We start from the raw sequence: 25,804 nt of genomic DNA, 5'->3' as shown, positions 1-25,804 counted from the left end.
GCCCCGCCCCCCGGCTCATGGTCCGGCGGGGTCCTCCGGGACCTCGTCGGGCACCCGGCGGGGTCCGGCCTCCGGTGGGCGGGGTCGGTCCTGCGGGTGCAGCCGGACCGCGACCAGCGCCACGTCGTCGTCGGGACGGCCGTGCACCAGCCGCTCGACCAGCTCGTCGCAGAGCACGGTCAGCGGCTCGTCCGCCAGCTCGGCGACGACGGCCCGCATCCGGGCGAGCCCGGTGTCCAGGTCCTCCCCGCGCCGTTCGATGAGCCCGTCGGTGAACAGCAGCACGGTGGAACCGCGCTCCAGCACGATCGTCTGCTCGCGCCGCAGCGCGCCGCTGTCCACGCCGAGCAGCAGGTCGCCCTGCCAGCTGACCGGCTCGGTGATCGAGCCGTCCGGGCGCAGCACCATCGGGTCCAGGTGGCCGGCGTTGGCCCAGCGGAGCACGGTGCGGTCGGCCGCGGCGTCCTCCGGGGTCTGCTCCAGCCGGGCGACCGCGGCGGTGGCCAGGGTCTGCAGGTCCAGCAACGACATGGCGGCGTCCAGCCCGCGGAGCACCTCGGCGGGCCCGGCGTCGGAGTAGGCGGCGATGCCGCGCAGCAGGCTGCGGAGCTGGCCCATCATCGCGGCGGCCGCGGTGTCGTGGCCGACGACGTCGCCGATGACCAGCATCATCGTGCCGCTGGGCTGCAGGAACGCGTCGTACCAGTCCCCGCCGACCCGGGCCGCCTCGACGGCCGGGGTGTACCGGACGGCGACCTCGGCGTGGTCGGGCTGGAAGGGCTGGGTGAGCAGGCTGCGCTGCAGCTCCTCGGCCAGCTGGGCCTGCTGGCGGTAGAGCCGCCCGTTGTCCAGGGCCAGGCCGATCCGGTCGGCGACCTCGCGGGCGGCGGCCAGCTCGTCACCGGCCAGCGCCCGGCCGGACTGGCACCACAGGGTCAGCAGGCCCAGGGTGCGTCCGCGACCCAGCAGCGGCAGGTAGACCCCGGTGCCGTCGGCGAGCTGGCGCTGCAGGTCCCGGGCCTCGCCGGGGGCGAGCGTCTCGGCCACCTGCTGGCCCGTGACGTGCACGGGCGCCTCGGTCGTGAGTGCCTGGATCAGCGGTGCGGTCACCGGCAGCGCGGACAGCCGCAGCTCCACGTAGCGCGAGAGCACCTCGCGCAGCCGGGCGTCGGCGTGCCAGCTGCCCACGTCGGCGGGCCGGCCGTCGTCGTCGATCACCGTGACGACGGCCCAGTCGGCGATCGCCGGGACGACCAGCCGGGGGATCCGGGCCATGCTGTCCACCGGGTCGGGGTTGCCGGCCAGCTCGGCGCTGACCAGCGCGAGGACGGCGAGCCGCTCCTGGGCCCGGCGCCGCTCGCTGACCTCGGCGAAGAACAGGTCCAGCCCGTCCCCGGCCGGGACGGCGGTCACCTCGAACCAGGTGTTCAGCGGCTCGGGGTACCAGGCCTCCAGGGACTCCGCGACGCCCGTCTCACGGACCCGGCGGTAGCTCTCGCCGAACGCGTTGTGCCGGTTGTCCGGGAAGGACTCCCAGTAGTCGGCGCCCAGCAGCTCCTCGCGGGTCTTGCCGATGACCCGCAGGCCTGCTGCGTTGACCCCGCGGACCACCCAGTCGGCGTCCAGCGCCAGCCAGCCGACGGGCATCCGCTCGACGACCTGGTCCCTGCAGCCGTCCACCGGTCCGACTCCCTGCCGCTCGTGGGTCGTCCCGTCCTCGGACCCGCCCGGACGAGTTGTGTCACACCGGGGCGCCCCGGGGCAAGCACCGCAGGTCAGCGCCCCGTCACGGACAGGCGACCCACTCCTCCTGCCCGTCCCCGAACACCTGCCGCTTCCAGATCGGCAGCCGGGCCTTGACCTCGTCCACCAGCTCCGCGCAGGCGGAGAAGGCCTGCCCCCGGTGGCTGGTGGCGACCGCGCAGGCCAGCGCGACGTCGCCGATGGCGAGCAGGCCGACCCGGTGGCTGACCGCGACGCTGTGCACCTCGGGGCGGGCGGCGAACTCGGCGGCGATCTCCTCGATCAGCGCCTGGGCGGTGGGGTGCCCGACGTACTCCAGCTCGGTGACCGACCGGCCGCCGTCGTGGTCGCGGACGACGCCGGCGAAGGACACGGTGGCCCCGGCGGCGGGGTGCGCGACGGCGTCCTCGTGGGCGGCGACGCTGATCGGCTCGTCGGTGACCAGGGCGATGGCGGGGGAGACGGTGGGCGCGCTCACGTCTGGACGCTACCCGGCGGGACGTCCCAGTCGGTCGGGTCGGCGAGCCCGGTGCAGTCGACCTCCACCACCTCCGCGGCGTGCTCGGCCAGGTAGGTGCGCGCACCCTCGTCCCCGGTGGCGCCGGCGAGCACCCCCGCCCAGTGGTCGCGGCCCACCAGCACCGGGTGCCCACGCACCCCGTCGTAGGTGGGGACGACGAGCGCATCTGCCGCGGCGTGCCCGGCGAGGCGGTGCAGCACCTCCGGCGTCATCCCGGGGACGTCGACGAGCAGCACCAGCACGGCCTCGATGCCGCTGCCCAGCGCCTGCAGGCCCTGGATGCCGGTGCGCAGCGAGGAGGCCATCCCGGTCTCCCACTCCCGGTTGCCCACGACGGTGGCGCCGTCGAGGTCGGCGCGCTGCCAGACCTCCACCATGGCGGCGCCGAGCACGACCAGCACCGGGTCGCACGCCGCGCGCGCCGTCCGCACGGCGCGTTCGACGAAGAGCGACCCCTCGTGCTCGACGAGGGCCTTGGGCATGCCGTACCGGCGGCCGCCGCCGGCGGCCAGGACGAGGGCTGCGACGGACACGCCCCCCACCCTCTCAGGAGGTCCCCGAGGCCACCTTGCCCACGTACTCCTCGAAGGTGATCACGCCGCCCTCGCCCTGGGTGCGGTCGGCGTCGGGCAGCACGTCCTGGACGACGTCGAGCCGCTTCCACGACGGGCGCGGGGCGCTGCCCCCGGCGTCCGGGACGTACTCGCTGGCCCGGACCCGCTCGTGCACGTGGACGTACCGGCCGCAGTTGGGGAACACCTCGTCGACGACGGCCCGGGTGACCAGGGTGGCGCCGGGCCAGCGGGCGAGCAGCTCGTCGTCGGCGCTGACGGTGGCGGTGGCCTGGACGCGGACCCGGTTGGGCGTCTCCAGGTCGATGAACAGCAGCCCGACCTGTCCGGTCTCGGCGGCGTTGCCCATCGACAGGAACATGCCGTTGCCGTCGTAGTGCGGGAAGGCCAGCGTGCGCTCGTCCAGGACGGCGACGACGCCGGTGGGGCCGCCCTTGTAGGACACGGTGGGCCGGCCCGCCCCGTCGACGGTGGACAGGAAGAAGAAGTCGCGGGAGGCGATGAAGGCCGCCGACCCGTCGTCGAGCCGGTCGGCGACGATCGCGGCCTCGAGCCGGTCGGCCAGCGGCCGGGAGTCGAAGTGGTCCTGCCAGGAGCGCTGCTGTTCGGTGTAGAACGCGGTCACGGGTGCCTCCGTCCGCGGCCCGCGACGCTGCGGACCGGCTCCTGCGCACCCTGCCCCAGCGGCAGGGGCGCCGCCCGGTGGAGGGGGTCAGGCGTCGGTGCGCGAGCGGGTGCGGTGGTCGGCGTGCGACAGGGCCTGGCGGACGAGCTCGCCGATGTGGGAGTCGGCGAGGGCGTAGAAGACGAAGGTGCCCTCGCGCCGGTTGGCGACCAGGCCGGCCAGCCGCAGCTTGGACAGGTGCTGGCTGACCGCGGTGGGGCTGGTGCCGGCCAGCTCGGCCAGGCAGGCCACCGACGTCTCGCCCTGCATGAGCGCCCACAGGATGTTCAGCCGGGTGGGGTCGGCGAGCATGCGCAGGGCGTCCGCCGCCCGACGCACGTCGTCGGGGGCGGGCATGTCGAAGTCGTCGATGCCCTGGTGCACCCCCGCAGCGTACCGACGTGGTCCCGGAACGGGCCCTGACCACCTGCACACCTTCACGCATGCGCAGGTAGTGTCCCGTCTGTGACCGCCCCGACCCTCACCCGGCCCGTGCGCGCCACCCTCCCGCCGCGGCTCACCGTGGCCTGGACGCTGCCCGAGGTCCGCTGGGCCGCGCTGTCCCTGGGCCTGTTCGCCCTCGGCGGCCTGCTCCAGCTCGGCGGAGCCCCGACGCCCCTCTACTGGGCCGTCCACCTGGCCTGCTACGCCGCCGGCGGCTGGGAACCGGCCGTCGCCGGTGTGCAGGCGCTGCGCGAGAAGACCCTGGACGTCGACCTGCTGATGGTCGTGGCCGCGATCGGGGCCGCCGCGATCGGGCAGGTCTTCGACGGGGCGCTGCTGATCGTCATCTTCGCGACGTCGGGTGCCCTGGAGGCCTTCGCCACCCGGCGGACCCGCGACGCCGTCCGGGCGCTGACCGAGCTGGCCCCCGAGCAGGCCTGCCGCCTGGAGGACGGCGTCGAGGTCGTCGTCCCCGCCGCCGAGCTCGCGGTGGGCGACCGGGTGCTGGTCCGGCCCGGCGACCGGCTGCCGGCCGACGGCGTCGTGGTGGACGGCGCCTCGGAGGTCGACCAGGCCTCGGTGTCCGGCGAGCCGCTGCCGGTGGACAAGCAGCCCGGGGACGACGTCTTCGCCGGCACCGTCAACGGCACCGGCACGCTGACCGTGCAGGTGGCCAAGGCAGCGCACGACAGCGTCGTCGCCCGGATCGGTGCCCTGGTGGAGCAGGCCTCGGAGACCAAGGCCGGCACCCAGCTCTTCATCGAGAAGGTCGAGCAGCGCTACTCGGTGGGCGTCGTCGTCGCCACGCTGGCGGTGTTCGGCATCCCGCTGCTGCTGGGCGCGGACCTGCAGAGCGCCCTGCTGCGGGCGATGACGTTCATGATCGTGGCCTCGCCCTGCGCCCTGGTGCTGGCCACCATGCCGCCGCTGCTGTCGGCGATCGCGACCGCCGGCCGGCACGGCGTGCTGGTCACCTCCGCGGTGGCCATGGAGGGGCTGGGCAGCGTGACCGCGGTCGTGCTGGACAAGACCGGCACCCTCACCGACGGCACCCCGACGGTCGTCGCCGTCGGCGCGACCGGCCCGCACACCGAGGACGAGCTGCTCGCCCTGGCCGCCGCGGCCGAGGGCCCCAGCGAGCACCCGGTCGGCCGGGCCGTGGTCGCCGCCGCCCGGGAGCGCGGCCTCACCGTCGCGTCCTGCACCGGGTTCCGGGCAGCCGTCGGCCGCGGGGTCACCGCCACCGTCGGGGGCCGGGTCGTGGCCGTCGGCTCCCCCGGTGACGCCTCGGGTCCCGACGTCGCGGCCGAGCAGGCCCGCGGGCGCACCGTCGTCGTGGTGACCGTGGACGGCGTCCCGGCCGGCCACCTGTCGCTGGCCGACCGGCTCCGCCCCGCCGCGGCCGACACGGTGCGCGCGCTGCGCGACTCCCTGGGCCACTCCCCCGTGCTGCTGACCGGCGACAACGCCCGCGCGGCCGGCGCCCTGGCCGCCGAGGTGGGCATCACCGACGTCCGCGCCGGGCTGCTGCCCGAGGACAAGGTGGCTGCGGTCCGCGAGCTGCAGGCCCAGGGCCACCGGGTGCTGGTCGTCGGCGACGGCGTCAACGACGCCCCGGCCCTCGCCGCCGCCGACGTCGGGGTGGCCATGGGCGGGATCGGCTCCGACCTCGCCGTCTCCAGTGCCGACGTGGTCGTCGTCCGGGACGATCTGGCCACGCTGCCGGCGCTGGTCGACCTGTCCCGCCGGGCCCGGCGGCTGGTGGTGCAGAACCTCGTCGTCGCCGGGACGGTCGTCCTCGCGCTGGTCACCTGGGACCTCGTGGCGCACCTGCCGCTGCCGCTGGGGGTGGCCGGGCACGAGGGCTCGACGATCCTGGTCGCCCTGAACGGGCTGCGACTGCTGCGCCGGGGCGCCTGGCGCTGAGCGCCGCGACCGGCGCAGCGGCTCAGTCGGCCCGCCGGGCCGCCCGCCGGTCGGCGAGCAGACCACGCAGCTCGTGGCGACGCCGGGACGTGCGGGCGTGGTCGGCGGCCGAGCGCCGGGCGTGTGGCTCGGCCTCGTCCAGCAGCTGCCGGGCCGCCAGCAGGGACGGCGAGGGCTTCCCACCGCCGCCGCGCGCGTCACGGTCACCAGCCGGTCCTCGGCCCCGTCGGTCAGGGGGTCGGGCACGGGCGGCTGGGCCACACCGGTCTCCGGGAGGGGGGTGGACGCGAGGGTGGTGCTCATGGGGACCGGCCTGACCGCAGCGGTCCGGCGCGGCCGAGGGCCGCACCACAGAAGACCGGAGACGCCTCCGAACGTACGCGCCCCGTGGTCAGGAGCGGACGAGCCGGTCCGCACCCGGGAGCCCGGAGACGGCTGCGTCCAGCGCCCCGGGGACCGCGGAGTACCAGGCCCACACCCCACGCTTCTCCCGGTCCAGGAGACCGGCGTCCACCAGCACCTTGAGGTGGTGGGACACGGTCGGCTGGGACAGCCCCAGGGGCTCGGTCAGGTCGCAGACGCACGCGGCGGCGGTCGGGCTGTCGGCGATCAGCGACAGCAGCCGCAGCCGGGCGGGGTCGGCGAGGGCCTTGAGGACGTGGGCCAGCTCGGTGGCGGCCTGGGCCGTCATGCCCCCGGTCAGCGGCCCGGCCGAGCAGCCGGCGTCGGGCAGGACCGCGAGCCCGGGGTGTGCCGACGGGGTCCTCCGGCTGCTGTCCACCGGCCCATCGTGGCGCAGTGATTGACGTCTGTCGATGCCTGCTGCACAGTGGCGACCGCATCGACGCGTGTCGATCCCCCGTCGTGCCCCCGTCGTGTGGAGGACCCCGCAGCATGAGCGACCCCGTCGCCGAGACCGCCCGCCCGGGCACCGACCTGGACACCCCGGTGCTGGCCAGGCTGTCGACCCTGGACCGGTTCCTGCCGGTGTGGATCGTCGCCGCGATGGCCGTGGGCCTGCTGCTGGGGCGCTTCGTCCCGGGCCTGGCCACGGCCCTGGAGGCGGTGACGGTCGGCGACGTCAGCCTGCCGATCGCCGTCGGCCTGCTGCTGATGATGTACCCGGTGCTCGCCAAGGTCCGCTACGACCAGCTGGACCGGGTCACCGGCGACCGGAAGCTGCTGCTGGCCTCCCTGGGGCTGAACTGGGTCCTCGGGCCGGCGCTGATGTTCGCCCTGGCCTGGCTCATGCTCCCCGACCTGCCCGAGTACCGGACCGGGCTGGTCATCGTCGGGCTGGCTCGCTGCATCGCGATGGTGCTGATCTGGAACGACCTGTCCTGCGGGGACCGGGAGGCCGCCGCCGTCCTGGTCGCGATCAACTCGGTGTTCCAGATCGTGGCCTTCGCCGCCCTGGGCTGGTTCTACCTGCAGCTGCTGCCCGGCTGGCTGGGCCTGTCCACGACGTCGGCGGAGTTCAGCGTCTGGGCCATCGTGGTCTCGGTGCTCGTGTTCCTGGGCATCCCGCTGGTGGCCGGGTTCCTGACCCGCACCATCGGGGAGCGCACGAAGGGCCGGGACTGGTACGAGAGCCGGTTCCTCCCGACGATCGGGCCGGTCGCGCTCTACGGGCTGCTGTTCACGATCGTGATGCTCTTCGCCCTGCAGGGCGAGGCCATCACCTCCAAGCCCTGGGACGTCGTCCGGATCGCGCTGCCGCTGCTGGCCTACTTCGCGCTGGTGTTCGGCGGGGCGTTCCTGCTCGGCATGCGGCTGCGGCTGGGCTACGCCAAGACCGCGACCCTGGCGTTCACCGCCGCGGGCAACAACTTCGAGCTCGCCATCGCCGTGGCCATCGGCACCTTCGGCGTCACCTCCGGCCAGGCCCTGGCCGGGGTCGTCGGCCCGCTCATCGAGGTACCGGTGCTGGTGGCCCTGGTCTACGTGTCGCTGTGGGCGGCGCGCAGGTGGTTCCCCGGCGACCCCACGGTCCCGGCGCCCACCCCCACCCGTCGAGAGGCCCGGTCGTGACCCCCAGCGTGCTCTTCGTCTGTGTCCACAACGCCGGTCGATCCCAGATGGCCGCCGGGTGGCTGACCCACCTGGCCGGGGACCGGGTCGAGGTCCGCTCCGCCGGCTCGCTGCCCGGCGACCGGGTCAACCCGGCCGCGGTCGCCGCGATGGCCGAGGTCGGCATCGACATCTCCGCCGCCACCCCGAAGGTCCTCACCACCGAGGCGGTGCAGGCCTCCGACGTCGTCATCACCATGGGCTGCGGCGACGCCTGCCCGGTCTTCCCCGGCAAGCGGTACCTGGACTGGGCCCTCGAGGACCCGGCCGGGCAGGGCGTCGAGGCCGTGCGACCGATCCGCGACGACATCGAGGGCCGGATCCGCGGCCTGCTCACCGAGCTCGGCGTCGCACCGGCCTGAGGCCGTCCGCGCTCAGCGCAGGGTGGTGCCGTGCCCCAGCTGCTCGGCGAGCGAGGCGATCTCGGCGGCGTCGTCGGCACGGACGACGACCAGCGGGTAGGCGTCGGAGTCCTCGTCCAGGTACACCAGGCACAGCCCGGCCGGGGCCAGTGCGGCGTCGGCGGCCCGGACGGCGGTGGGGACGTCGCCGTCGGTGTCGGTGACCGGCCCCAGGTCGACGCCGGCCGCGCGGACCCGCGGGATGCCGGCGAGGGCGTCGGCCAGCTCGGAGCCCTGGTCGGCCCGGTCCAGGTAGGCCAGCGCCCCGGCGTCGTCCAGGCCGTCGACGAGGGTCACCCAGGGGTCGATGGCAGCGGGGTCCTCGATGCCGCGGTCGGCCAGCGCCTCGGCGTGCTCGGCGAACGAGGACGCCGGGTCCAGCAGTGCCTGGCGGACGGCGGGCCACAGCTGCGGGTCCTCGTCGAGCAGGGCGCACAGGCGTTCCCAGAGGGCGAGGGTGGCGCCCTCGGGGGGCACGGGGAGGGGTCCGGACACCTGGACGACGGTAACGGCCCCCACGTTGGCTAATTGTGATAGCTTCTGGCTAACGCACTGAGCCGGTGCGTCCGACACCCGGAGGACCCCGTGACCCAGTTCCTGACCACCGAGGGCGGCACTCTCGCCTACGACCTGACCGGCACCGAGGGCCCGCTGGTGGTGCTGGCCCACGGCATGGGCGACACGCGCCGCGCCTACCGCTCCCTCACCCCCGCCCTGGTCGCCGCCGGGTACCGGGTCGCCGCGGTCGACCTGCGCGGCTGCGGGGAGTCCAGCGTCGAGTGGGACTCCTACTCCCGCACCGCCATCGCCGGGGACCTCGTCGCCCTGGTCGCCCACCTGGGCGGCCCCGCCGTCCTGGTCGGCCACTCCATCGCCGGGGGCGCCGCCACCATCGCCGCGGCCACCGCGCCGGAGCTGGTCAGCGCCGTCGTCGAGCTCACCCCGTTCACCCGCGCGCAGAGCATCGGGCTGGGCGTCCTGCGGGTGCCCCGCGTCCGCCGCGGCATGACCCGCCTGCTGCGCGCCACCCTGCTGGGCAGCATCCCGCAGTGGGTCGCCTACCTGGACGTGGCCCACCCCGGCGCCAAGCCGGCCGGTTGGGAGGCCCGGATCGAGGAGATCCGCCGCTCGCTGGCCGAGCCCGGCCGGATGGCCGCGCTCAAGGCCATGGGGGCGTCCAAGCCCATCGACGCCGGCGCCCAGCTCGCGCACGTCACCTGCCCGGTGCTCGTCGTGCAGGGTTCCGAGGACCCCGACTGGGTCGACCCCCGCGCCGAGGGCGAGGCCATCCTGGCCGACCTGCCCGCCGGTCTGGGCCGGCTCGAGGTCGTCGAGGGGTCCGGGCACTACCCCCACGTCCAGCACCCCGACCGGGTCGCCGCACTGATCGTGGACTTCCTGGCCGACGCGCGTGCCTAGGGCCGGCCTGCACCCCGACGCCGTCGTCGCCGCCGGGGCGGCGCTGGCCGACGAGACCGGGTTCGCCGCCCTCACCATGGGCGCGCTCGCCGAACGCCTCGGGGTCCGGACGCCGTCGCTGTACAAGCACGTCGCCAGCCAGGAGGACCTGCACCGCCGGATCGCCGCACTCGCCCTCACCGAGGCCGGCGACGCCGTCGGCGCCGCCATCCAGGGCCGCTCGGGACGGGACGCGCTGGCCGCGGCCGCGCACGCGCTGCGCGACTTCGTCGTGACCCACCCCGGCCGGTACGCCGCCACCGTCGGCCTGACGCCCACCGGCCCCGACGACCCGGTCGCCGTCGCCGCCGCCCGCGGCCTGGCCCCCTTCGAGGCCGTCCTGCGTGGTTACGACGTCGCCGCGGAGGACCGGGTGCACGCCCTCCGCGCGCTGCGCAGCGTGTTCCACGGCTTCGCCACGCTGGAGGCCGACGGCGGCTTCCAGTTCTCCACCACCGTCGACGACAGCTTCGACTGGCTCGTCGACCTGGTGCACGGGGGCCTGGTCACGGCGGGCGGCACGGCACAGGTGCCGCAGCACGGGGCCTGAGGGCACCCGGCAACACCGGTGCCGACCCACTCACCACCGGACGGGCAGGGACTCCAGACCGAAGACGATCGACCGCTGGCGGAACGCCGGCCGGCCGGCGGGATCGGCCAGGGCCAGGCCGGGGAACCGGTCGAGCAGCGCGGGGAGTGCGATCTGCAGCTCGAGCCGGGCCAGCGGCGCCCCCAGGCAGTGGTGGATCCCGTGGCCGAAGGCCAGGTGTTGAAGGACCGGGCGCCCCAGGTCCAGCGTCTCCAGGTCCGCCGCCCAGCGGGGGTCCCGGTCGGCACCGGCCAGCGAGCACAGCACCAGCTCGCCGCCGGCGATCGGCTGGCCGGCCAGCACCGTGTCCTCGCGGGCGAAACGGGGGAAGGCCACCTGCACGACGCTGAGGTGGCGCAGCAGCTCCTCGACGGCCCGCTGCACCGCCTCGGGGCCCTGCCGCAGCCGGTCGGCGGCCGCGGGATCACGGAGCAGCACCAGGCTGGACAGCGCCAGCATGCTCGCCGTCGTCTCGTGCCCGCCGACGAGCAGGCCGTCGACCAGACCGGCGAGCTCGGCGTCGCCGACGGTGTCACCGTGCCCGCGGACCAGGTCCCCCAGCAGGCCGCGCCGCGGCTGCCGGCGCACCCGGGCCACGAGCTCGCCCAGCACCACCAGCGACCGCGCCGCGGAGTCCAGCGGGGCCACCACGGACTGCAGCAGGTCGAAGCGGCCGGCGGCCAGGGCCGCGACGTCGACCCCGTCCTCCGGGGTCAGCCCCAGCAGCTCCCCGATGACCAGGGCCGGCACCGGTTCGGCGAACCCGGCGACCAGGTCGGCACCGGGCCCGGCGGCCTCGAGGGCGTCCAGCCGGGCCTCGACGACCCGCCGGACGGCCGGTGCCAGCGCGGCGACCGATCGCGCGGTGAACGCGGGGGCCAGCATGCGGCGCAGCCGGGTGTGGTCCGGCGGGTCCCGGAACCCGAGGCCACCGGGGTCGGCGAGGCCCAGGTCGCCGTCCTCGTCGGCCGCGGCCAGGTGCGCGAAGTCGTTGCTGAAGGTCGCGGTGTCGGCCAGCACGGCCCGCACGTCGGCGTGCCGGGTGACCAGCCAGACCGGGTTGCCGAAGAGGTCCAGCCGGGTGACGGGCCCGGCCTCCCGGTGCCGGGCCAACCAGGGCAGCGGGTCGACGTCGGTGCGGGTGAGCGGTCCGAAGACGTCGTCGGGCGCGGGTCCGGGCAGTGCGGTCGGACAGCCGGTGGTGGTCAGGATCGGGCTCCTCGGGGTGTCGCGCGTGGTGCGGTCCGGACGGGTGGGCCGGGGCGTGCTCGATGACGACCGCCGTGGTGGCGGCCCGGGTCAGGTCCCCTGGGCCGCGTCCACCGCAGCGGTCAGCCCGGCCGCGGTCCGGTCCGTCAGCGGCCGGCCGTCGACCAGGACGGTGGGGGTGCTGCTCACCCCGTCCTGGCTGGACTGCTCGGTCACCCGCTCGGTCCACCCCTCGAAGCGCAGGTCCCGGATGCCCTCCTCGACGGCGGTCCCGGTGGCGCCGGCCTCGGCGGCCAGCTCGACCAGGCGGTCGTCGCTCAGGCCCGCCCCGCCCTCGGCCGGCTGCTCGGCGAACAGCGCGTCGTGCAGTACCGGGAACGCCTCCGGTCCCGCGGCGTCGACGACCACCGCGGCGGCGTTCAGCGACCGGGTCGAGTAGTCGTCGGTCGAGGCGCGGTCCAGGATCGCGATCGGCTGGTAGCGCAGCTCGATGTCGCCGTCGGCGGCCAGCTGGGTCAGCGTGTCGCCCACCGTGGACTCGAACTGCCGGCACGCCGGGCACAGGAAGTCCTCGTAGACCTGCACGACGACCGGGCCGCCCTCGTTCACGACGACCGCGCCCTCGGTCACACCGGCGGGCGAGGCCGCGTCCTGCTGGCCGGAGGTGCGGGCGGTCTGCACGATGATGACCACGATCATCGCCACGGCCACGACCACGGCCGCCGTGGTCGCGCCGATGATCCCGCGCCGCTTGCGGGCCGCGGCGTCGGCGGCGGCCCGCTCGGCTGCACGCTTCTGGTCGATGCGCTGGCGGGCAGCGGCGCGCTTGCCGGGGGCGGGCCGGGCGCCGGGCCCGCGGGTGGGGTCAGAGCTGGGAGACACGGACGTGGTCCTCATCGGTCGGGGACGCGGCACCGGGGCCGGCGTCGTCGGGGTCGGTGTCATCGGGGTCGGGGTCATCGGTGCCGTGGTGGATCGGGGGCCCCGCCAGGACGGAGCTCAGGGCGAGACGGGTGCGCGGCCACCGGGCCAGCGCTGCCGCGACGGCGAGGAGCGCCACGTCTCTCAGCACCTCGCTCAGGTACGCGGTCTCACCGGCCTCCACCTGACCGCCGCCGCCGAAGCACCCGCAGTCGATCTGCAGGCCCCGGGCCCAGGCCGAGGAGACCGCGGCGATGAAGACCACCAGGACGACGGCCGACGTCACCGCGGCTGCGCGCACGGCCACCCCGGCGACCAGCGCGAGGCCGACGAGGACCTCCAGGGCCGGCAGCCCGAAGGCCACCGGACCGACGAGGGCCTCGGGGAGCAGCTGGTAGGCGCGGACCGCTCGTTCGGCGGCGGCCGGGTCGGGGAACTTCAGCGCGCCGGCGACCAGCCACACCACGCCCAGTCCGATGCGGGCCGTCGTCCCCAGCCAGGGGGTCGCTCTGCTCAGGTGCACGGTGGAGTGGTCGTCGGCCGGGGCCCAGGAGTTCCCGGCGATCGGTCGTGTGCCCCTCGGGTCGCGCCTCCGGGGTCCTCGGCCCGGATCGGGGCGCCAGCACCCCGGCAGTGCACCTCACCAGCATCAGTGCACTTGACGTAACCGGTGCATGGCATGCACCAATGGTGGCCATGACCTACATCGTGCACGGCGCCACCGGCGCCCAGGGCGCTCCTGTCCTCGCCGCCCTCACCGCCGCCGGACTGTCGGCCACGGCCGCCGTCCGCAACACCGCAGCCGTCCAGGGCCACCCCGCCGTGGCCGTCGACAGCACCTCGGCGGACTCCCTCGTGGCCGCCTACACCGGCGCCGACGGCGTCTTCGTCCACCTGCCCGTCGGCTCCCCCGAGCAGCAGATGGCGGCCGCCCGGGCCATCGGCGAGGCCGCCACCCGGGCCCGCCCCGGACGCGTGGTCTTCTCCACCAGCGGCTTCCCGATCGGCGTCCCCGGCCAGGAGGGCCCCGGTGACGTCCTGCTCGGCCTGCTCGCGGCCGGCGGGGTGTCCCACGCCGTCCTCGCCCCCAAGCTCTTCCTGGAGAACCTGCTCCTGCCCGTGGTCGTCGGGCCCGCCCGCGAGGAGGGCGTCCTGCCCTACCCCCTGCGCGAGGACTACGCGGTCTCCTGGTGCTCCCACCTGGACGTCGCCGATGCCGCCGTCGCCCTGCTGACCGACACCTCGGTGTCCGGGACGATCGGGGTCGGCGCGCTGCCCGCCCTCCTCGGTGCCGACCTCGCCGCCGGCTTCGCCGGCCACCTCGAGCGCGACGTCCGGTTCTCCCCCGTCACCCCGGAGGAGTTCGGCCGGCAGATCATCCCGATGTTCGGTGAGGCGGGTGCACGCCCCGTCATCGACTCCTACGTCTGGCGCGCGACCCAGTCCGGCGAGGTCATCGACACCGCCACCTCGGCGCAGACGGTCCTGGGCCTGACCCCCCGCACCGTCGGGCAGTGGCTGCGCGACCTCGGCCTCTGAGCAGCGGCCGCCGTGGGCACGGGGCCCACGGCGGCACCTCAGTGCGCCGAGCCCAGCTCGATGAGCAGCACACCGCTGACGATGACCGCGATCCCGGCGACCATCGTCCGGGTCAGCGGCTCGGCGAAGAGGACCCGGCCGGCCACCGCGGTGAGGGCGACGCCCGAGGCCGCCCAGATGCCGTAGGCCACGCCCAGGCCGATGCCCTCGCGCAGCACGAGCGCGAGCAGCCCGAAGGCCACCACGTAGCCGACGACGACCGGCACGTACCACCGCCGGCTGCCCCGGGACGCCATCCGCAGCGACAGGGTGGCGCTGACCTCGGCCACGATCGCCAGCACCAGGAAGAGGTAGCCCATCAGGCGGTCCCACCCGGGGCGCGGGCGGCCTGCTGGCTGCCGATCTCGACGGTCAGCACGCCGACGACGACCAGGCCGATGCCCACACCCGTGAGCGCGGACAGCGGTTCGCCGAAGACCGCGGCCGACAGCAGCGCCGTCGCCACCACACCCGAGGCCCCCCAGATGCCGTAGGCCACCCCGACCGGCATCTGCCGGCGCAGCACACCGACGAAGAACGCGAAGGACACCAGGTACCCGAGCACGACGGCGGCGTACCAGCCCGGGTGGTCCTGGGCGGCCTTCAGCGACAGCGACGCGGTCACCTCGGCGGTGATGGCGCCGACGAGGAACGGCCAGGCGCCCATGCGGTCCCTCCTGGTGGTGGGGTCCTCAGCTGGTCGCCGAGACGACCAGGTTCGAGCCGGCCAGCGCGCTGCCGGTGCCGAGGGCCGCGGTCCAGCCGTCGGTGTCGGTGACGGCGGCCCAGTTGGAGTTCAGCAGCGCCATCAGCGTGGTGTGCACGGTCCGCGCGTCGACCGAGCCGGCCTCGTTGCGGATGTTGATGGCGCCGGTGGCGTCGGAGAGGACCTCGACGGACAGTCCGTGGGTCTCGGCCTCGGCGGCCGAGGCGAGCACGCAGTTGTTGGTCATGTAGCCGACCAGCGTGATGGTGTCGACCTCCCGCTCGCGCAGCCAGTCCACCAGGCCGGTGCCGGCGAACACGGTGCCGAACTGCTTCTCGGAGTGGAACGACCCGGCCGGCACGCGCTGGGCGACCTCGGGGTGCAGCTGCCACTCGGGCGTCGTCGGGTCGAAGACGGGGGCGCCCTCACCGGTCGTGTGCTGCAGCACGGCGACCGGGACGTCGGCGGCGGCCGCGGCGTCCAGAGCGGCGGCGATGCGGGGCAGCGACTCGGCGTGCGGCGGGAACTGCACCTCCAGGGGGCCGGCGAAGTACTGCTGCTGGACGTCGATGACGACGAGGGCGCGGCGGGGCTGGGTCACGGGGTGCCTCCAGGGCTGGGTGGACGGTCGGGACCCACTCTGCGGTCGTGCCACCGATCCGACCACTGGCACGGCGGCAGTCTTACGATGGTTCCGTGCCAACCCCCACCCGGGTCGCCGTCTACGCCTTCGACGGCGTCACCACCTTCCACCTCGCCGTCCCCCAGATGGTGTTCGACGAGGTCCGCCGCCAGGGGCTCGGCGACTGGGAGACCGTGCTGTTCGGCGACCGGCCCGGCAGCATCCGCACCGACGAGGGCCTCACGCTGGGCGAGGTCGCCGGCCCGGAGGCCGCCGCCGGCGCCGACCTGGTCGTCGTCCCCTCGTGGTCCGCCGACGGCCGCCGGGCCCACCCGGACCTGGTCGACCTGCTGGTCACCGCCCACGCGCGCGGGGCGACCGTCGTGGGGCTGTGCCTGGGCGCACTGGTCGTGGCCGACACCGGCCTGCTGGCCGGGCGCAGCGCCGTCACCCACTGGCAGGCCTTCGACGCGATGGCCCGCCGGCACCCCGACGTCGCCCTGGACACCTCGGTCCTCTACATCGACCACGGCGACGTCCTCACCTCGGCGGGCACCGCCTCGGGCATCGACGCCTGCCTGCACCTGGTGCGCACCCGGCTCGGTGCCACCGCCGCCAACCAGGTCGCCCGCAGCCTGGTGGTCGCCCCGCACCGGCTCGGCGGGCAGGCGCAGTACATCGAGCGGCCGCTGCCGGCCTCCACCGAGCGCGACCCGATCGCCGACGTGCAGGAGTGGGCGCTGACCCGGCTCGAGGGGTCCCTCACGGTGGCCGAGCTGGCCGCGGCCGCGCACATGAGCCGGCGCACCTTCATCCGGGCCTTCCAGGCCTCGACGGGCACCACCCCGGCGGTGTGGGTCCGCTCCCGCCGGCTGGACCTGGCCCGGCGCCTGCTGGAGAGCACCGACCGCCCGGTCGACCAGGTCGCCACGGCGTGCGGCTTCGGCAACCCGGTGACCCTGCGGCAGGCCTTCGCCGCGGCCTTCCGCACCTCGCCCTCGGAGTACCGGCGGCAGTTCAGCACCCGGGCCGGGACCGGAGCGGCCTGAGCAGGCACGGTCGGGCGTCGAGCGGTCAGGCGTCGGGCGGGCCGACCAGCCGGCGGGCCGTCCGCACGCCGGGGTGCAGGGCCTGCAGGTCCCGCTCGAGGGCGTCCGCGGCCGCGGTCAGCCCCTCGACCCCCAGCGGTCCGAGCCCGTCCAGGACGAAGACGGCGCGGGTGGTCGCGTGCGTGATGCGGGTGCGGGTGCCCTGGCGCCAGTTCCACCGCCGGCAGGTCACGCCGGCGTCGTCGCGCCAGACCACCTCGCCGGGCTCCGGGTGCTCGACCACGGCCTCACCGCCGGCCGTCGTGTCGAAGACCTCGGTCCCGTCGGCACGGACCAGCGCGGCCGGGCCCTCGTAGTGGTCCAGGTCCTCCCCGCCGATCGGCAGCAGGTGGGCGATGGACACCGCGTTGTAGGCGTCGGTGACCCGGTCGACCCGGGGCAGACCCGGGTCCAGCCGCCGCAGCAGGGCCTCCACGCTGGGTCGGGTGCGCTGCGGCTTGGCACCGAACGCGCGGTAGGCCTCCCGCCAGGCGGCCGGGTGCGGCAGCGCCTCGGGCGCCCCCTCCCCGACCAGCGCCCGGGCGCGGGCCTCCGCGGCGCCCAGCAGCCGCTCGCTGTCCTCGTCCGGGGGACCGCCTCGCAGTCCCTCCGCGACCAGCAGCAGGGCGCGGTAGTCCGGGCGCAGCGCGAGCACCGCGTCGTCCACCGAGGCCGCCGCCAACCAGTCCGCGGCCGCGGTCACGACGCCACCCCCGCACCGACGCCGGGCTGGAAGACCGTCAGGGTGAACCGGCAGCCGTCCCCGTCGGCGGGCGCGGCGTACCCGTGCGCGACGTCGCCCGGGAAGGCCGCGGAGTCGCCCACGGCCAGCCGCTCGACCCGCTCGCCGACGTGCAGGTCGACCGCCCCGTCGCGGACCAGCAGCAGCTCCTGGGTGCCGGCGCTGTGCGCCTCGCTGCGGTGCTCCTCCCCCGGCTTCAGCCACCAGTCCCACAGCTCGACGACGTCCGGCGGTCGCGTGCCGGCGACCAGCACCGCACGGCCGCCGCAGGCCCCGCGCCACAGCACGGGGGCGTCGCCGTCCCGGGTGACGGTGGTCGTGCGGGCCTGGTCGACGTCGACCAGGACGGGCAGGCCGACGCCGAGTGCGTCGCTGAGCCGCAGCAGGGTGGCGATGCTCGGGTTGCCCTCGCCGTGCTCGATGGTGATCACCATCCGACGGCTGACGCCCGACCGCTCCGCGAGCTCGTCGAGGGTCCAGCCGCGGGCGGTGCGGTGCCGCCGCACCCGGTCCCCGATGAGCTCGTTGACCACCAGGGTGTCCTTCACGCCGACGCCGCCTTACGCTGCCTCATGTGGTGCAACATAGTGCACTCACCGGACGGACGTCGAGGAGATCGCGGATGGACACCGAGCAGCCCCACAGCCTCCGGGTCGAGACCCGGCTCGTCGGCCTGGGACGTGGACAGCACCGGGCCGGCCAGCCGCTCAACGTGCCGGTCGTGCTCGCCTCCACCTTCCGCGCCCCCGGCTCCGGCGAGGTCGGCCGCGAGTACGCCCGGGACGACGGCACCCCCGGCTGGGAGGCGCTGGAGGAGCTGGTGGACGACCTCGAGGGCGGCCCGGCGGTCGCCTTCTCCTCGGGCATGGCCGCCATCGCCGCCGTGCTGGAGCTGCTCCCGGTCGGCGCCCGCGTCGTCGTCCCTCGGGACAGCTACACCGGACTGCGGGGACTGCTCGCCGACGGCGCCGCGGCGGGAGGGCGCTGGGACGTCGTCGAGGTCGACGCCACCGACACCGACGCCCTGCTGGCCGCCGTGGCCGAGGCCGACCTGGTGTGGCTGGAGAGCCCCAGCAACCCCCTGCTGCACCTGGTCGACATCGAGGCCGTCACCCGTGCGGCACACGCGGCCGGTGCCCGGGTGGCCGTGGACAACACCTTCGCCACCCCGCTGCTGCAGAACCCGCTGCAGCTGGGCGCCGACGTCGTGGTGCACAGCGCCACCAAGGCCATCGGCGGCCACTCGGACCTGCTGCTGGGCCTGGTCGCCGTACGCGACCCCGCCGACCGCGAGCGGCTCACCCGCCGCCGGGAGGTCGGTGGCGCCACCCCGGGGGCGCTGGAGTGCTACCTGGCCCTGCGCGGCGCCCGCACCCTGGCCCTGCGGGTGGAGCGCGCCCAGGCCTCCGCCGGCGAGCTCGCCCGGCGCCTGGCCGCCCACCCGGCCGGTCTCCCGGTGGGCTACCCGGGCCTGCCCAGCCACCCCCAGCACGCCCTCGCCGCCCGGCAGATGCGCGGGCCGGGGATCGTGCTGACCCTCGAACTGCCCGACGCCCGGCTCGCCGACGCCTTCTGCGAGCGCGTCACGGTGGTCGCCCACGCCACCAGCCTCGGCGGGGTGGAGTCGACCCTGGAACGGCGCGCCAAGCTCCCCGGCCAGGAGCACGTGCCCGCCGGACTGGTCCGGATCAGCGTCGGGTGCGAGCACGTCGAGGACCTGTGGGCCGACCTGTCCGGGGCGCTGGACGCCGTCCTCAGGGAGCAGACCCCCCGCCACTGACCCGCCGCCGAACCGCCCCAGCACCCCCAGGACAGCCCCGGACCGACGCCGTCGGCCCGGGGCTGTCTTCGCTGCGGGCACCGTCGGTGACGGCTTCACCCGGCCACTCCCTCTGTCGCGGTCATCGTGGGGAAACGCTTTCGGTGTTGCACAGGTCACTGCTAGGTTCCGCTGACCTGCACTTACTCGTGCACGTGCCCCGCCTCATCAACGACGAAGAGAGCTCCGTGAAACTCTTTCGGTATCGACCCGTGATGGCCACGGCCGCCGTGACCGCCGTCCTCGTGACCCTGACGCCGGCGTCCACCGCCTCCGCAGCCGACCCCTGGGACCCCTACGGCGAGGGGCTGTCCAACACCGTCGCCGACCTCGACTACCCGGTCTTCGTCAACGGCGACCAGGCCGTCCCCGACACCGGCCTGGACATCGACCCCTCGACGTCCTACCTGCGGGAGGTCTTCGACGCCGACGTGGCCGAGGGCGCCGGTTCCCGGCCCGGGCAGGACTTCTGGGTCGACGAGATGCTGTCCCGGGACGGGGCGCCGCCGGACGAGCCCGGCGGGCTGTCGTTCAACACCAGCCAGCCGGAGAACATCAACTACGACAACAACGCGGTGCTCTTCTCCCGCGGTCGTGCGCTGTACATGGAGGACTCGACCGCCGGCCTGGGCTTCCAGGGCGACGTCGCCTACATCGAGAGCCTGGGCAACCGCCCCGCCTACACCCTCACCCTCACCGTCGGCGGCCAGACCGTCACCCTGATCGAGGACACCGCGAAGCGGCACAACACCCCCAGCTACTGGTCCGGTGAGTTCACCGGGTCCGGGCTGCGCGTGGTGCAGGCCAAGTTCATCGACGCCGAGAACGTCCTGGCCGAGTGGGTCTCGATCAGCACGACCGACGGCAGCACCAGGGACGTCACGCTGACCGCGGCCTCGCCCTTCACCGACCGGGCCGAGGGCGACGAGCTGCGCGGCAGCGTCACCACCCCGCACAACGTCACCCGGGTCGAGACCCGGCTGTCCGGCGACGGGTTCACCGCCTCGGGCAACCAGCTCACGCGCACCGTCCAGGCCGGCTCCACCGGCACCGACGTCAAGGTGCAGATGGGCTTCCTGACCACCGAGATCCCCGCGGCCGGGCAGGCCTACGACCGGATCCGCGCCGCCGCCCCGCAGGCCGCGTACGCCGCGCAGACGACGTCGTACAACGAGTGGTGGGTGGAGAACGTCCCCTACCTGGAGACGCCGTCCCCCGAGCTGGACAAGTCCGCCTTCTACCGGTGGTGGCTGCTGCGCACCAACTACCTGGACGCGAACGTCTCCGGCAACGACTTCCAGTTCCCGACCGCCATCGAGGGCGTCTTCGGGCAGGCCTACAACAACGCCATCGTGCTCACCACGGGCATGTTCGTCGACGACCTCAAGTACTTCCGCGACCCGGCGTCCTCCTACGGCTCGTGGCTGTCGGCAGGTGAGGTCGCCCGGCACCAGGCCTTCATCGACAACCCGGGCAACCCGGTCAACTGGAACGCCAACTACTCCAACTACATCGCCGAGTCCGCCTGGGAGAGCTACCAGGTGCACGGCGGTGACAGCTCGATCGCCGAGCAGATCGCCGACTACGCCCGCGACGACGTCACCGGGCAGCTCGCCCGCTTCGACAGCAACGACAACGGTCTGATCGAGTACACCAGCCCGGCCTGGCCCGGCAACGACACCGACGCGGTGTCCTTCTCCTGGCGCGGCCCCGACCCGTGGCACTCGACCGCGATGGACCGCCCCGAGAGCGCCTACGTCTACGCCGGCGCCATGTCCGCCGCCGAGGCCTACGAGCTCGCCGGCGACACCGCCGCGGCCGCCGAGATGCGGGCCCAGGCCGAGCAGATCAAGGCCTCCGTGCTCGACGTCCTCTGGGAGGACCAGCGGACCACGCCGGACGAGGCGGGCCTGTTCGGCAACCTGGTCAAGGCCTCCTACGCGGCCAGCGACTACGGCGCCGTCGCCGGGGAGCAGATCCCGTGGAAGGAGGTGAACATGTACTACCCGTACACCGTCGGCCTGATGCCGCAGCCCGGTGACGCGGACTTCGACCCCAAGTACCTGGAGTCCTTCCGGCTCTTCGTCGACGAGGCCCAGTACTCGCCGTTCCCCTTCTACACGGCCAACCAGGTCGACGCGCAGGCGCGAGCCGAGCGCGACCCCGGCCGGGTCTACTCGAACAACTTCTCGACCATCAACTCCACGGTCATGTTCCGGCTGCTGTCCTCGACGATCCGGGACTACCCCAACCAGTACCTGACCTCGGAGTACTACAAGAACCTCCTCTACTGGAACGCCTGGGCCTCCTACGAGGAGGGGGACGTCACCCGGCAGAACGAGAACGAGTTCTGGGCGCACGGTTCCACCGAGGACGGCGGGTCGATCCAGTACCGCTCGTGGATCCACCAGACCCAGCTCGGGACGACCAACTTCACCCTGATCGAGGACGCGATGGGCCTGCAGACGCGGGCCGACGACCTGATCGAGGTGTCCCCCATCGACATCGACTGGGACCACTTCGCGGCGAACAACATCCGGTACCACGACCAGGACCTGAGCATCGTCTGGGACGCCCCCGGCGGCGAGGACCACTACGAGGCCGCACCGGAGGGCTACTCCGTCTACCTCGACGGGGAGCTGGCGTTCACGCTGGACTCCCTCCAGCCGGCCGTCTACGACCCCTCGACCGGTGAGGTGACCACCGAGGCCGGCGTCACGACCTCGACCACCAGCACCCTCGCCAGTGCCGACGACGTGCGGTTCGACTCCGACGACCGGGTCGTGGACCTGATGGCCCTCGCCGGTGTCGACATCGACCCCGCGACCTCCGAGGCGCCCGACCTGGCCACCGGCCGGCCCGTCACGGCCTCCCACTCCGCCGGGGGCAACACCCCCAGCGGCAAGCCACTGGCCCCCGCCGGTGCGGTCGACGGCTCCACGGTCAACGAGCCCTTCTGGGGCACGGCCGGCTCGCCCAACGAGTCCGACTGGATCCAGATCGACCTCGGTGAGCCCACCGCCGTCGACGAGGCGCAGGTGCACTTCTACCGCTCGTCGTCCTCGACCACCGTCCCGGGCTACGCGGCCCCCAGCCGCTACGCCGTGCAGTACCAGGACGCCACCGGCGCCTGGGTCTCGGTGGCGAACCAGGCACGCACGCCGGTCACCCCGCAGGGGAACCTGAACACGGTCAACTTCGAGGAGGTCACCGCCCAGCAGTTCCGGGTCCTGGCGTACCACGCCCCGGGTGCCCGCACCGGTGTGAAGGAGGTGCGGCTGCGCGACACCGGTGCCGAGTACACGCCGGCGACCAACGCCGCACCGGTCGTGAGCTTGGACCGCGACGCCGCCGAGGGCTCCCCGCGGGTGCGCTTCACCGGCAACGTCACCGACGACGGGCTGCCCTCGGGCGCGCTCACCTCGTCGTGGACCGTGGTGAGCACGCCCTCCGACGACGCCCGGGTCTCCAACACCAACCCGACCAGCCCCAGCACGGTGCTGACGTTCTCGGAGAAGGGCGACTACCGCCTGGAGTTCACCGCCACGGACGGGGAGTCCACCACCACGGTGCCGGTCTCGGTCACCGTCAGCGGCGACCTGCCCCCCGGCCCGGACATCAGCGGGACGTCGCAGGCCACCGCGAGCCACACGGCGGCGTGGAACCGGCTGGCGGCCCTGGCCGACGGCCGGGTCGTCTCGGCCACCGACCCGGCACAGACCGAGCTCTGGGGCACCTACCGTGACGGGGCCCGCCCCGCACAGGACACGGTGACCCAGACCTGGGCCTCCCCGCAGCGGGTGTCCGGCGTCTCGGCCTGGTTCTGGAACGACACCGCACCGGGCACCGGTACCGGTGTCGCCCTGCCGCAGAGCTGGCGGGTCGAGCACCTGGCCGCCGACGGGTCCTGGCGGCCCGTAGACGCGACCACGTACCCGACGTCCCCCCGGGGACAGGAGAGCCGGGTCGGCTTCACCCCCGTGGAGACGACGGCCCTGCGCGTGGTGTTCACCGCGAGCCCGGGCAACGGCAACAACGCCGCGATCGCCCTGTCCGAGCTGGACGTGTTCACCACGGCCGTCGACGAGGTGGAGCCCATCGCCCTGCGGACCGCCGCAGGGACGCCGGCCACCCTGCCGGCGACCGCCGTGGCCGTGTACGCCGACGGTCGGCGGGTCACCGTGCCCGTCGACTGGGAGGCCGTCGACGCCTCCCGGTACTCGGTGCCCGGCCAGCTGGTCGTGAACGGCACCCTCGCCGGGTCCGCCACGGCCGTGACGGCCACCGTCAGCGTCGGTGCCAGCTCCAACGACATCGCGTCGCTGCAGCCGGCCACCGCGCGGACGTACGTGGGTTCGGCCCCCGACCTGCCGCGCACCGTCGTGGCGGTCTTCGCCGGGGGCAGCGGGGCCCAGGAGAGCCGTCCCGTGGTCTGGGACGCCGTGGACGCCGCGCGGTATGCCCAGGAGGGCACCTTCGACGTCGCGGGCACCGTCGCCGGCACCGCCGTCCGGGCGCTGGTCACCGTGACCGTCGAGCAGAACCCGGACGGTGTCGCACCCGCGGCACCCGAGGGGCTGCGGGCCGACGTCGCCGGCACCGACGTGACGGTCTCCTGGACCGCCCCTGCGGCGGACTCCGGCGTCACCTCCCACGAGGTCGTGCTGACCTCGCTGGCCGGCGGCACCCCCGTCGTCCGGACGGTGCCCGCCGACGCCCGCCAGGTGGTCTTCACCGGCACCGCGGTCGGTGAGTACACGGTCGCGCTGCGGGCCCAGGGCGAGAAGCTCTTCTCGCCGGTGGTCTCGGCCCCGGTGGGCGTCGCGGCCCGGCCGGGTGCCCCGGTGGCGACGGTCGCGCCAGCCGCCGCCGACGGAGCGGCCGGGTGGTACGTCACCGCCCCGACCGTGCAGGTCCGTCCCTCGGCCGGCGCCCTGGCCGGCACCGCCGCGCCGGCCGCCGCCTACACGGCCCCGTGGAACACCCTCGCGGCCCTGGCCGACGGCCGGGTGTCCTACACCGGTGTGACCAACCCGGTCTGGGGCACCTGGTCCCCCGACCGACCGGCCAGCCGGACCGTGGAGTACCGCTGGGCGACCCCCAAGGTGCTCACCGGCTCGACGGCGCACTTCTGGAGCGACACGACGGCGGCCTCCCCCGGTGACGGGGTCGGCCTGCCCGCCGGCTGGTCCCTGCAGCAGCTGGACGCTGCCGGCCAGTGGGTCGACGTCGAGGGGGCCTCGGCCTACCCGGTCGCGGCCGGCCAGCCCAACACGGTCGCGTTCCCCGCGGTGACCACGACCGGGCTGCGGATGGTCCTGCAGGCACGCGGCAACGGCACCTCCTCCGCCGGTCTCGCCCTGAGCGAGTGGACCGTCGAGGGCTGGGACGCCGGGACCCGGGTGCAGCAGCTGCGCGAGGGCACCTGGACCGCCGTCACCGACGGCGCCGTCACCCTCGACGGTGCACCGGGCCCGCAGGAGCTGCGGACCCGCGCCGTCGCCTCCTCCGGCCTGGTCTCGGAGGAGACCACGACCACGGTGCAGGTCGACCGGGTCGCCCCGGTGTCCTCGGCCAGCACGAACCCGGCCGGCGGCTCCGTCCCCGAGGGCACGACGGTCACGGTGACGTTCGCCGCGACCGACGCCGGCTCCGGGGTGGACCGGGTGGAGTACTCCACCGACGCCGGGACGACGTGGCAGCCGGCCACGGCGGCCGGGGTCGGCTTCACCGCCGTCGGCCCGCACGTGGTCCAGTACCGGGCCGTCGACACGGCTGGGAACGTCGAGGCGGCCAAGCAGGTCACCGTGACCGTGACGGCGCCGCAGAGCGCTGCCGCGACGGTCGCGATCACCTCGGCGGACCAGCCCAGCGACGCCGGGTGGTACCAGCAGGACGTGCTCGTGCGGCTGACGCCGCCGGTTGCGGGCCAGCGGGTGCAGTACCAGGTGAACGGTGGGGCCTGGCGGACGGTGACCTCCTCGATCACCGTCAGCAGGAACGGCACGACGGTCATCGGCCACCGGGTGCTGAGCTCCAACGTCGTCGTCGCCGGATCGGAGGCCGAGACCGTGGTCAAGCTGGACAAGGTGGCGCCGACGGCCGCGGTCACGCGGACGCCGACCAGCGGCACCATCACCCCGCGCAACCCGCTCTCGGCGGTCTTCGCCGCGACGGACGCGCAGTCCGGGGTCACCCGGGTCGAGTACCGGGTCAACCAGGGTGACTGGCAGGCCGCGACGGCCGACCCGGTCGTCTTCGACCGGGTCGGGGACTTCGTGGTCACCTACCGGGCCACCGACGCCGCGGGGAACACCTCCACGGCGAAGGCCTTCACCCTCACGGTGAAGGAGGACGTCCCGACCCGGGTCACGGCCAGCTCCAGCCGGGTCGCCCCCGGGGCGGCGGTCACGCTGAGCCTGACCGGGCACGCCCGCTGGGACGACGTGGCGGTGACCGTCGGCGGCGTCGAGGTCGCCCAGGTCCTCACCGACGTGAACGGTGCGGCCCGGGTGACCGTGCGGGTGCCCGCGACCGCTCCCGACGGGGCCACGACCGTGGTCACGACGGGGACGACCACCACCGCCCAGGTGGTGATCACCGTCCGGCGCTGACCCGGCGCCCCCGACCGGGGCGACGAGGAGACACCTGCTGCAGCCCCTGGCCGACACCGGCCAGGGGCTGTGGCGTTCCTGGGGGCTGTGACGTTCCCGGGGGCTGTGGCGTTCCCGG

Annotated in this window: 24 protein-coding genes; 9 read left to right on the top strand and 15 right to left on the bottom strand. The window is 74.8% G+C overall.

Features of this window, described 5'->3' with window-relative positions; translation table 11 throughout:
* Positions 1 to 15: 15 nt before the first annotated feature.
* The 5 genes from AC0IVP_RS12700 to AC0IVP_RS12680 all read right to left on the bottom strand — a co-directional run bounded on the left by AC0IVP_RS12700 (position 16) and on the right by AC0IVP_RS12680 (position 3,883).
* Complete coding sequence (locus AC0IVP_RS12700; RefSeq protein WP_471756937.1) at positions 16 to 1,680, bottom strand: PP2C family protein-serine/threonine phosphatase; 1,665 nt, start codon at positions 1,678 to 1,680, stop codon at positions 16 to 18.
* Positions 1,681 to 1,786: 106 nt separating this feature from the next.
* On the bottom strand, positions 1,787 to 2,221 hold the full coding sequence (locus AC0IVP_RS12695) for a molybdenum cofactor biosynthesis protein MoaE (RefSeq protein WP_471756935.1): 435 nt from the start codon (positions 2,219 to 2,221) through the stop codon (positions 1,787 to 1,789).
* Positions 2,218 to 2,796 (bottom strand): nucleotidyltransferase family protein, encoded by a 579-nt coding sequence (locus tag AC0IVP_RS12690; protein WP_471756933.1) that lies wholly within the window; start codon positions 2,794 to 2,796, stop codon positions 2,218 to 2,220. Before AC0IVP_RS12690 ends, AC0IVP_RS12695 begins: the two co-directional genes overlap by 4 nt.
* Positions 2,797 to 2,809: 13 nt before the next feature.
* Positions 2,810 to 3,460, bottom strand: coding sequence for a pyridoxamine 5'-phosphate oxidase family protein (locus AC0IVP_RS12685; protein ID WP_471756931.1), 651 nt, complete (start codon positions 3,458 to 3,460; stop codon positions 2,810 to 2,812).
* An 87-nt stretch (positions 3,461 to 3,547) separates the two neighbouring features.
* Entirely contained in the window at positions 3,548 to 3,883 is a 336-nt protein-coding gene (locus AC0IVP_RS12680; protein ID WP_056295627.1) for an ArsR/SmtB family transcription factor, read from the bottom strand.
* Positions 3,884 to 3,964: 81 nt separating this feature from the next.
* Here AC0IVP_RS12680 and AC0IVP_RS12675 point away from each other — a divergent pair, with 81 nt between their 5' ends.
* The gene (locus AC0IVP_RS12675; RefSeq protein ID WP_471756929.1) at positions 3,965 to 5,869 is read left to right on the top strand and encodes a heavy metal translocating P-type ATPase; all 1,905 of its coding nucleotides are present in this window, start codon (positions 3,965 to 3,967) and stop codon (positions 5,867 to 5,869) included.
* A gap of 391 nt (positions 5,870 to 6,260) precedes the next feature.
* Here AC0IVP_RS12675 and AC0IVP_RS12670 read toward each other — a convergent pair whose 3' ends face one another.
* Positions 6,261 to 6,650, bottom strand: coding sequence for an ArsR/SmtB family transcription factor (locus AC0IVP_RS12670; protein WP_369800041.1), 390 nt, complete (start codon positions 6,648 to 6,650; stop codon positions 6,261 to 6,263).
* A 113-nt stretch (positions 6,651 to 6,763) separates the two neighbouring features.
* Between AC0IVP_RS12670 and arsB the strand changes: the two genes are divergently transcribed.
* Both arsB and AC0IVP_RS12660 read left to right on the top strand, forming a co-directional pair.
* Positions 6,764 to 7,900, top strand: coding sequence for an ACR3 family arsenite efflux transporter (gene arsB, locus AC0IVP_RS12665; protein ID WP_056295635.1), 1,137 nt, complete (start codon positions 6,764 to 6,766; stop codon positions 7,898 to 7,900).
* On the top strand, positions 7,897 to 8,301 hold the full coding sequence (locus tag AC0IVP_RS12660; RefSeq protein ID WP_082556918.1) for an arsenate reductase ArsC: 405 nt from the start codon (positions 7,897 to 7,899) through the stop codon (positions 8,299 to 8,301). Before arsB ends, AC0IVP_RS12660 begins: the two co-directional genes overlap by 4 nt.
* Positions 8,302 to 8,313: 12 nt before the next feature.
* Here the strand turns inward: AC0IVP_RS12660 and AC0IVP_RS12655 are convergent, their stop codons facing one another.
* The gene (locus AC0IVP_RS12655) at positions 8,314 to 8,835 is read right to left on the bottom strand and encodes a DUF6630 family protein (RefSeq protein ID WP_471756927.1); all 522 of its coding nucleotides are present in this window, start codon (positions 8,833 to 8,835) and stop codon (positions 8,314 to 8,316) included.
* A gap of 90 nt (positions 8,836 to 8,925) precedes the next feature.
* Between AC0IVP_RS12655 and AC0IVP_RS12650 the strand changes: the two genes are divergently transcribed.
* The gene (locus AC0IVP_RS12650; protein WP_471756925.1) at positions 8,926 to 9,759 is read left to right on the top strand and encodes an alpha/beta fold hydrolase; all 834 of its coding nucleotides are present in this window, start codon (positions 8,926 to 8,928) and stop codon (positions 9,757 to 9,759) included.
* On the top strand, positions 9,752 to 10,348 hold the full coding sequence (locus AC0IVP_RS12645; RefSeq protein ID WP_471756923.1) for a TetR/AcrR family transcriptional regulator: 597 nt from the start codon (positions 9,752 to 9,754) through the stop codon (positions 10,346 to 10,348). The genes AC0IVP_RS12650 and AC0IVP_RS12645 overlap by 8 nt, the downstream gene beginning before the upstream one ends.
* Before the next feature lie 30 nt (positions 10,349 to 10,378).
* Here the strand turns inward: AC0IVP_RS12645 and AC0IVP_RS12640 are convergent, their stop codons facing one another.
* From AC0IVP_RS12640 to AC0IVP_RS12630, 3 genes are all read right to left on the bottom strand, one after another.
* Positions 10,379 to 11,500 (bottom strand): cytochrome P450, encoded by a 1,122-nt coding sequence (locus tag AC0IVP_RS12640; protein ID WP_471756921.1) that lies wholly within the window; start codon positions 11,498 to 11,500, stop codon positions 10,379 to 10,381.
* A 186-nt stretch (positions 11,501 to 11,686) separates the two neighbouring features.
* Positions 11,687 to 12,478: a DsbA family protein gene (locus AC0IVP_RS12635; RefSeq protein WP_471756919.1), complete on the bottom strand. Its 792-nt coding sequence runs from the start codon at positions 12,476 to 12,478 to the stop codon at positions 11,687 to 11,689.
* A complete protein-coding gene (locus AC0IVP_RS12630; protein ID WP_471756917.1) occupies positions 12,462 to 13,040 on the bottom strand; it encodes a MauE/DoxX family redox-associated membrane protein in 579 nt (192 codons plus the stop codon). The genes AC0IVP_RS12635 and AC0IVP_RS12630 overlap by 17 nt, the downstream gene beginning before the upstream one ends.
* Before the next feature lie 173 nt (positions 13,041 to 13,213).
* Here AC0IVP_RS12630 and AC0IVP_RS12625 point away from each other — a divergent pair, with 173 nt between their 5' ends.
* Positions 13,214 to 14,056 (top strand): SDR family oxidoreductase, encoded by an 843-nt coding sequence (locus AC0IVP_RS12625; RefSeq protein ID WP_471756915.1) that lies wholly within the window; start codon positions 13,214 to 13,216, stop codon positions 14,054 to 14,056.
* 38 nt (positions 14,057 to 14,094) lie between these two features.
* On the opposite strand, the gene AC0IVP_RS12620 is transcribed toward AC0IVP_RS12625, so the two are convergent.
* Genes AC0IVP_RS12620 through AC0IVP_RS12610 form a run of 3 tightly spaced genes read right to left on the bottom strand, consistent with a single transcriptional unit; the run spans position 14,095 to position 15,402 of the window.
* Positions 14,095 to 14,415 carry a DMT family transporter gene (locus AC0IVP_RS12620; protein WP_056295650.1) on the bottom strand — a complete coding sequence of 107 codons (321 nt, stop codon included), beginning with the start codon at positions 14,413 to 14,415 and terminating at the stop codon, positions 14,095 to 14,097.
* On the bottom strand, positions 14,415 to 14,762 hold the full coding sequence (locus tag AC0IVP_RS12615) for a DMT family transporter (RefSeq protein WP_056295652.1): 348 nt from the start codon (positions 14,760 to 14,762) through the stop codon (positions 14,415 to 14,417). The genes AC0IVP_RS12620 and AC0IVP_RS12615 overlap by 1 nt, the downstream gene beginning before the upstream one ends.
* Before the next feature lie 25 nt (positions 14,763 to 14,787).
* Positions 14,788 to 15,402 (bottom strand): isochorismatase family protein, encoded by a 615-nt coding sequence (locus AC0IVP_RS12610; RefSeq protein ID WP_056295655.1) that lies wholly within the window; start codon positions 15,400 to 15,402, stop codon positions 14,788 to 14,790.
* A gap of 95 nt (positions 15,403 to 15,497) precedes the next feature.
* Here AC0IVP_RS12610 and AC0IVP_RS12605 point away from each other — a divergent pair, with 95 nt between their 5' ends.
* On the top strand, positions 15,498 to 16,472 hold the full coding sequence (locus AC0IVP_RS12605) for a GlxA family transcriptional regulator (protein ID WP_471756913.1): 975 nt from the start codon (positions 15,498 to 15,500) through the stop codon (positions 16,470 to 16,472).
* A gap of 25 nt (positions 16,473 to 16,497) precedes the next feature.
* Here AC0IVP_RS12605 and AC0IVP_RS12600 read toward each other — a convergent pair whose 3' ends face one another.
* Together AC0IVP_RS12600 and AC0IVP_RS12595 are read right to left on the bottom strand one after the other, a co-directional pair.
* Complete coding sequence (locus AC0IVP_RS12600) at positions 16,498 to 17,214, bottom strand: B3/B4 domain-containing protein (RefSeq protein WP_056295657.1); 717 nt, start codon at positions 17,212 to 17,214, stop codon at positions 16,498 to 16,500.
* The gene (locus tag AC0IVP_RS12595) at positions 17,211 to 17,801 is read right to left on the bottom strand and encodes a helix-turn-helix domain-containing protein (protein WP_471756911.1); all 591 of its coding nucleotides are present in this window, start codon (positions 17,799 to 17,801) and stop codon (positions 17,211 to 17,213) included. Before AC0IVP_RS12595 ends, AC0IVP_RS12600 begins: the two co-directional genes overlap by 4 nt.
* 74 nt (positions 17,802 to 17,875) lie before the next feature.
* On the opposite strand from AC0IVP_RS12595, the gene AC0IVP_RS12590 reads away from it, so the two are divergent.
* Together AC0IVP_RS12590 and AC0IVP_RS12585 are read left to right on the top strand one after the other, a co-directional pair.
* Positions 17,876 to 19,033 (top strand): trans-sulfuration enzyme family protein, encoded by a 1,158-nt coding sequence (locus AC0IVP_RS12590; RefSeq protein WP_471756909.1) that lies wholly within the window; start codon positions 17,876 to 17,878, stop codon positions 19,031 to 19,033.
* A gap of 254 nt (positions 19,034 to 19,287) precedes the next feature.
* The gene (locus tag AC0IVP_RS12585) at positions 19,288 to 25,686 is read left to right on the top strand and encodes an OmpL47-type beta-barrel domain-containing protein (protein WP_471756907.1); all 6,399 of its coding nucleotides are present in this window, start codon (positions 19,288 to 19,290) and stop codon (positions 25,684 to 25,686) included.
* Positions 25,687 to 25,804: the final 118 nt, after the last annotated feature.

This window comes from Klenkia sp. AC732 (assembly GCF_979256525.1).
This window is presented reverse-complemented; position numbering and strand designations above follow the sequence as displayed.

Bases quoted from the DNA above. Each gene is read 5' to 3' on its own strand.
- arsB (WP_056295635.1), top strand. From the start codon at position 6,764: ATGAGCGACCCCGTCGCCGAGACCGCCCGCCCGGGCACCGACCTGGAC.
- AC0IVP_RS12625 (WP_471756915.1), top strand. From the start codon at position 13,214: ATGACCTACATCGTGCACGGCGCCACCGGCGCCCAGGGCGCTCCTGTC.
- AC0IVP_RS12620 (WP_056295650.1), bottom strand. From the start codon at position 14,415: ATGGGCTACCTCTTCCTGGTGCTGGCGATCGTGGCCGAGGTCAGCGCC.
- AC0IVP_RS12615 (WP_056295652.1), bottom strand. From the start codon at position 14,762: ATGGGCGCCTGGCCGTTCCTCGTCGGCGCCATCACCGCCGAGGTGACC.
- AC0IVP_RS12590 (WP_471756909.1), top strand. From the start codon at position 17,876: ATGGACACCGAGCAGCCCCACAGCCTCCGGGTCGAGACCCGGCTCGTC.
- AC0IVP_RS12585 (WP_471756907.1), top strand. From the start codon at position 19,288: ATGGCCACGGCCGCCGTGACCGCCGTCCTCGTGACCCTGACGCCGGCG.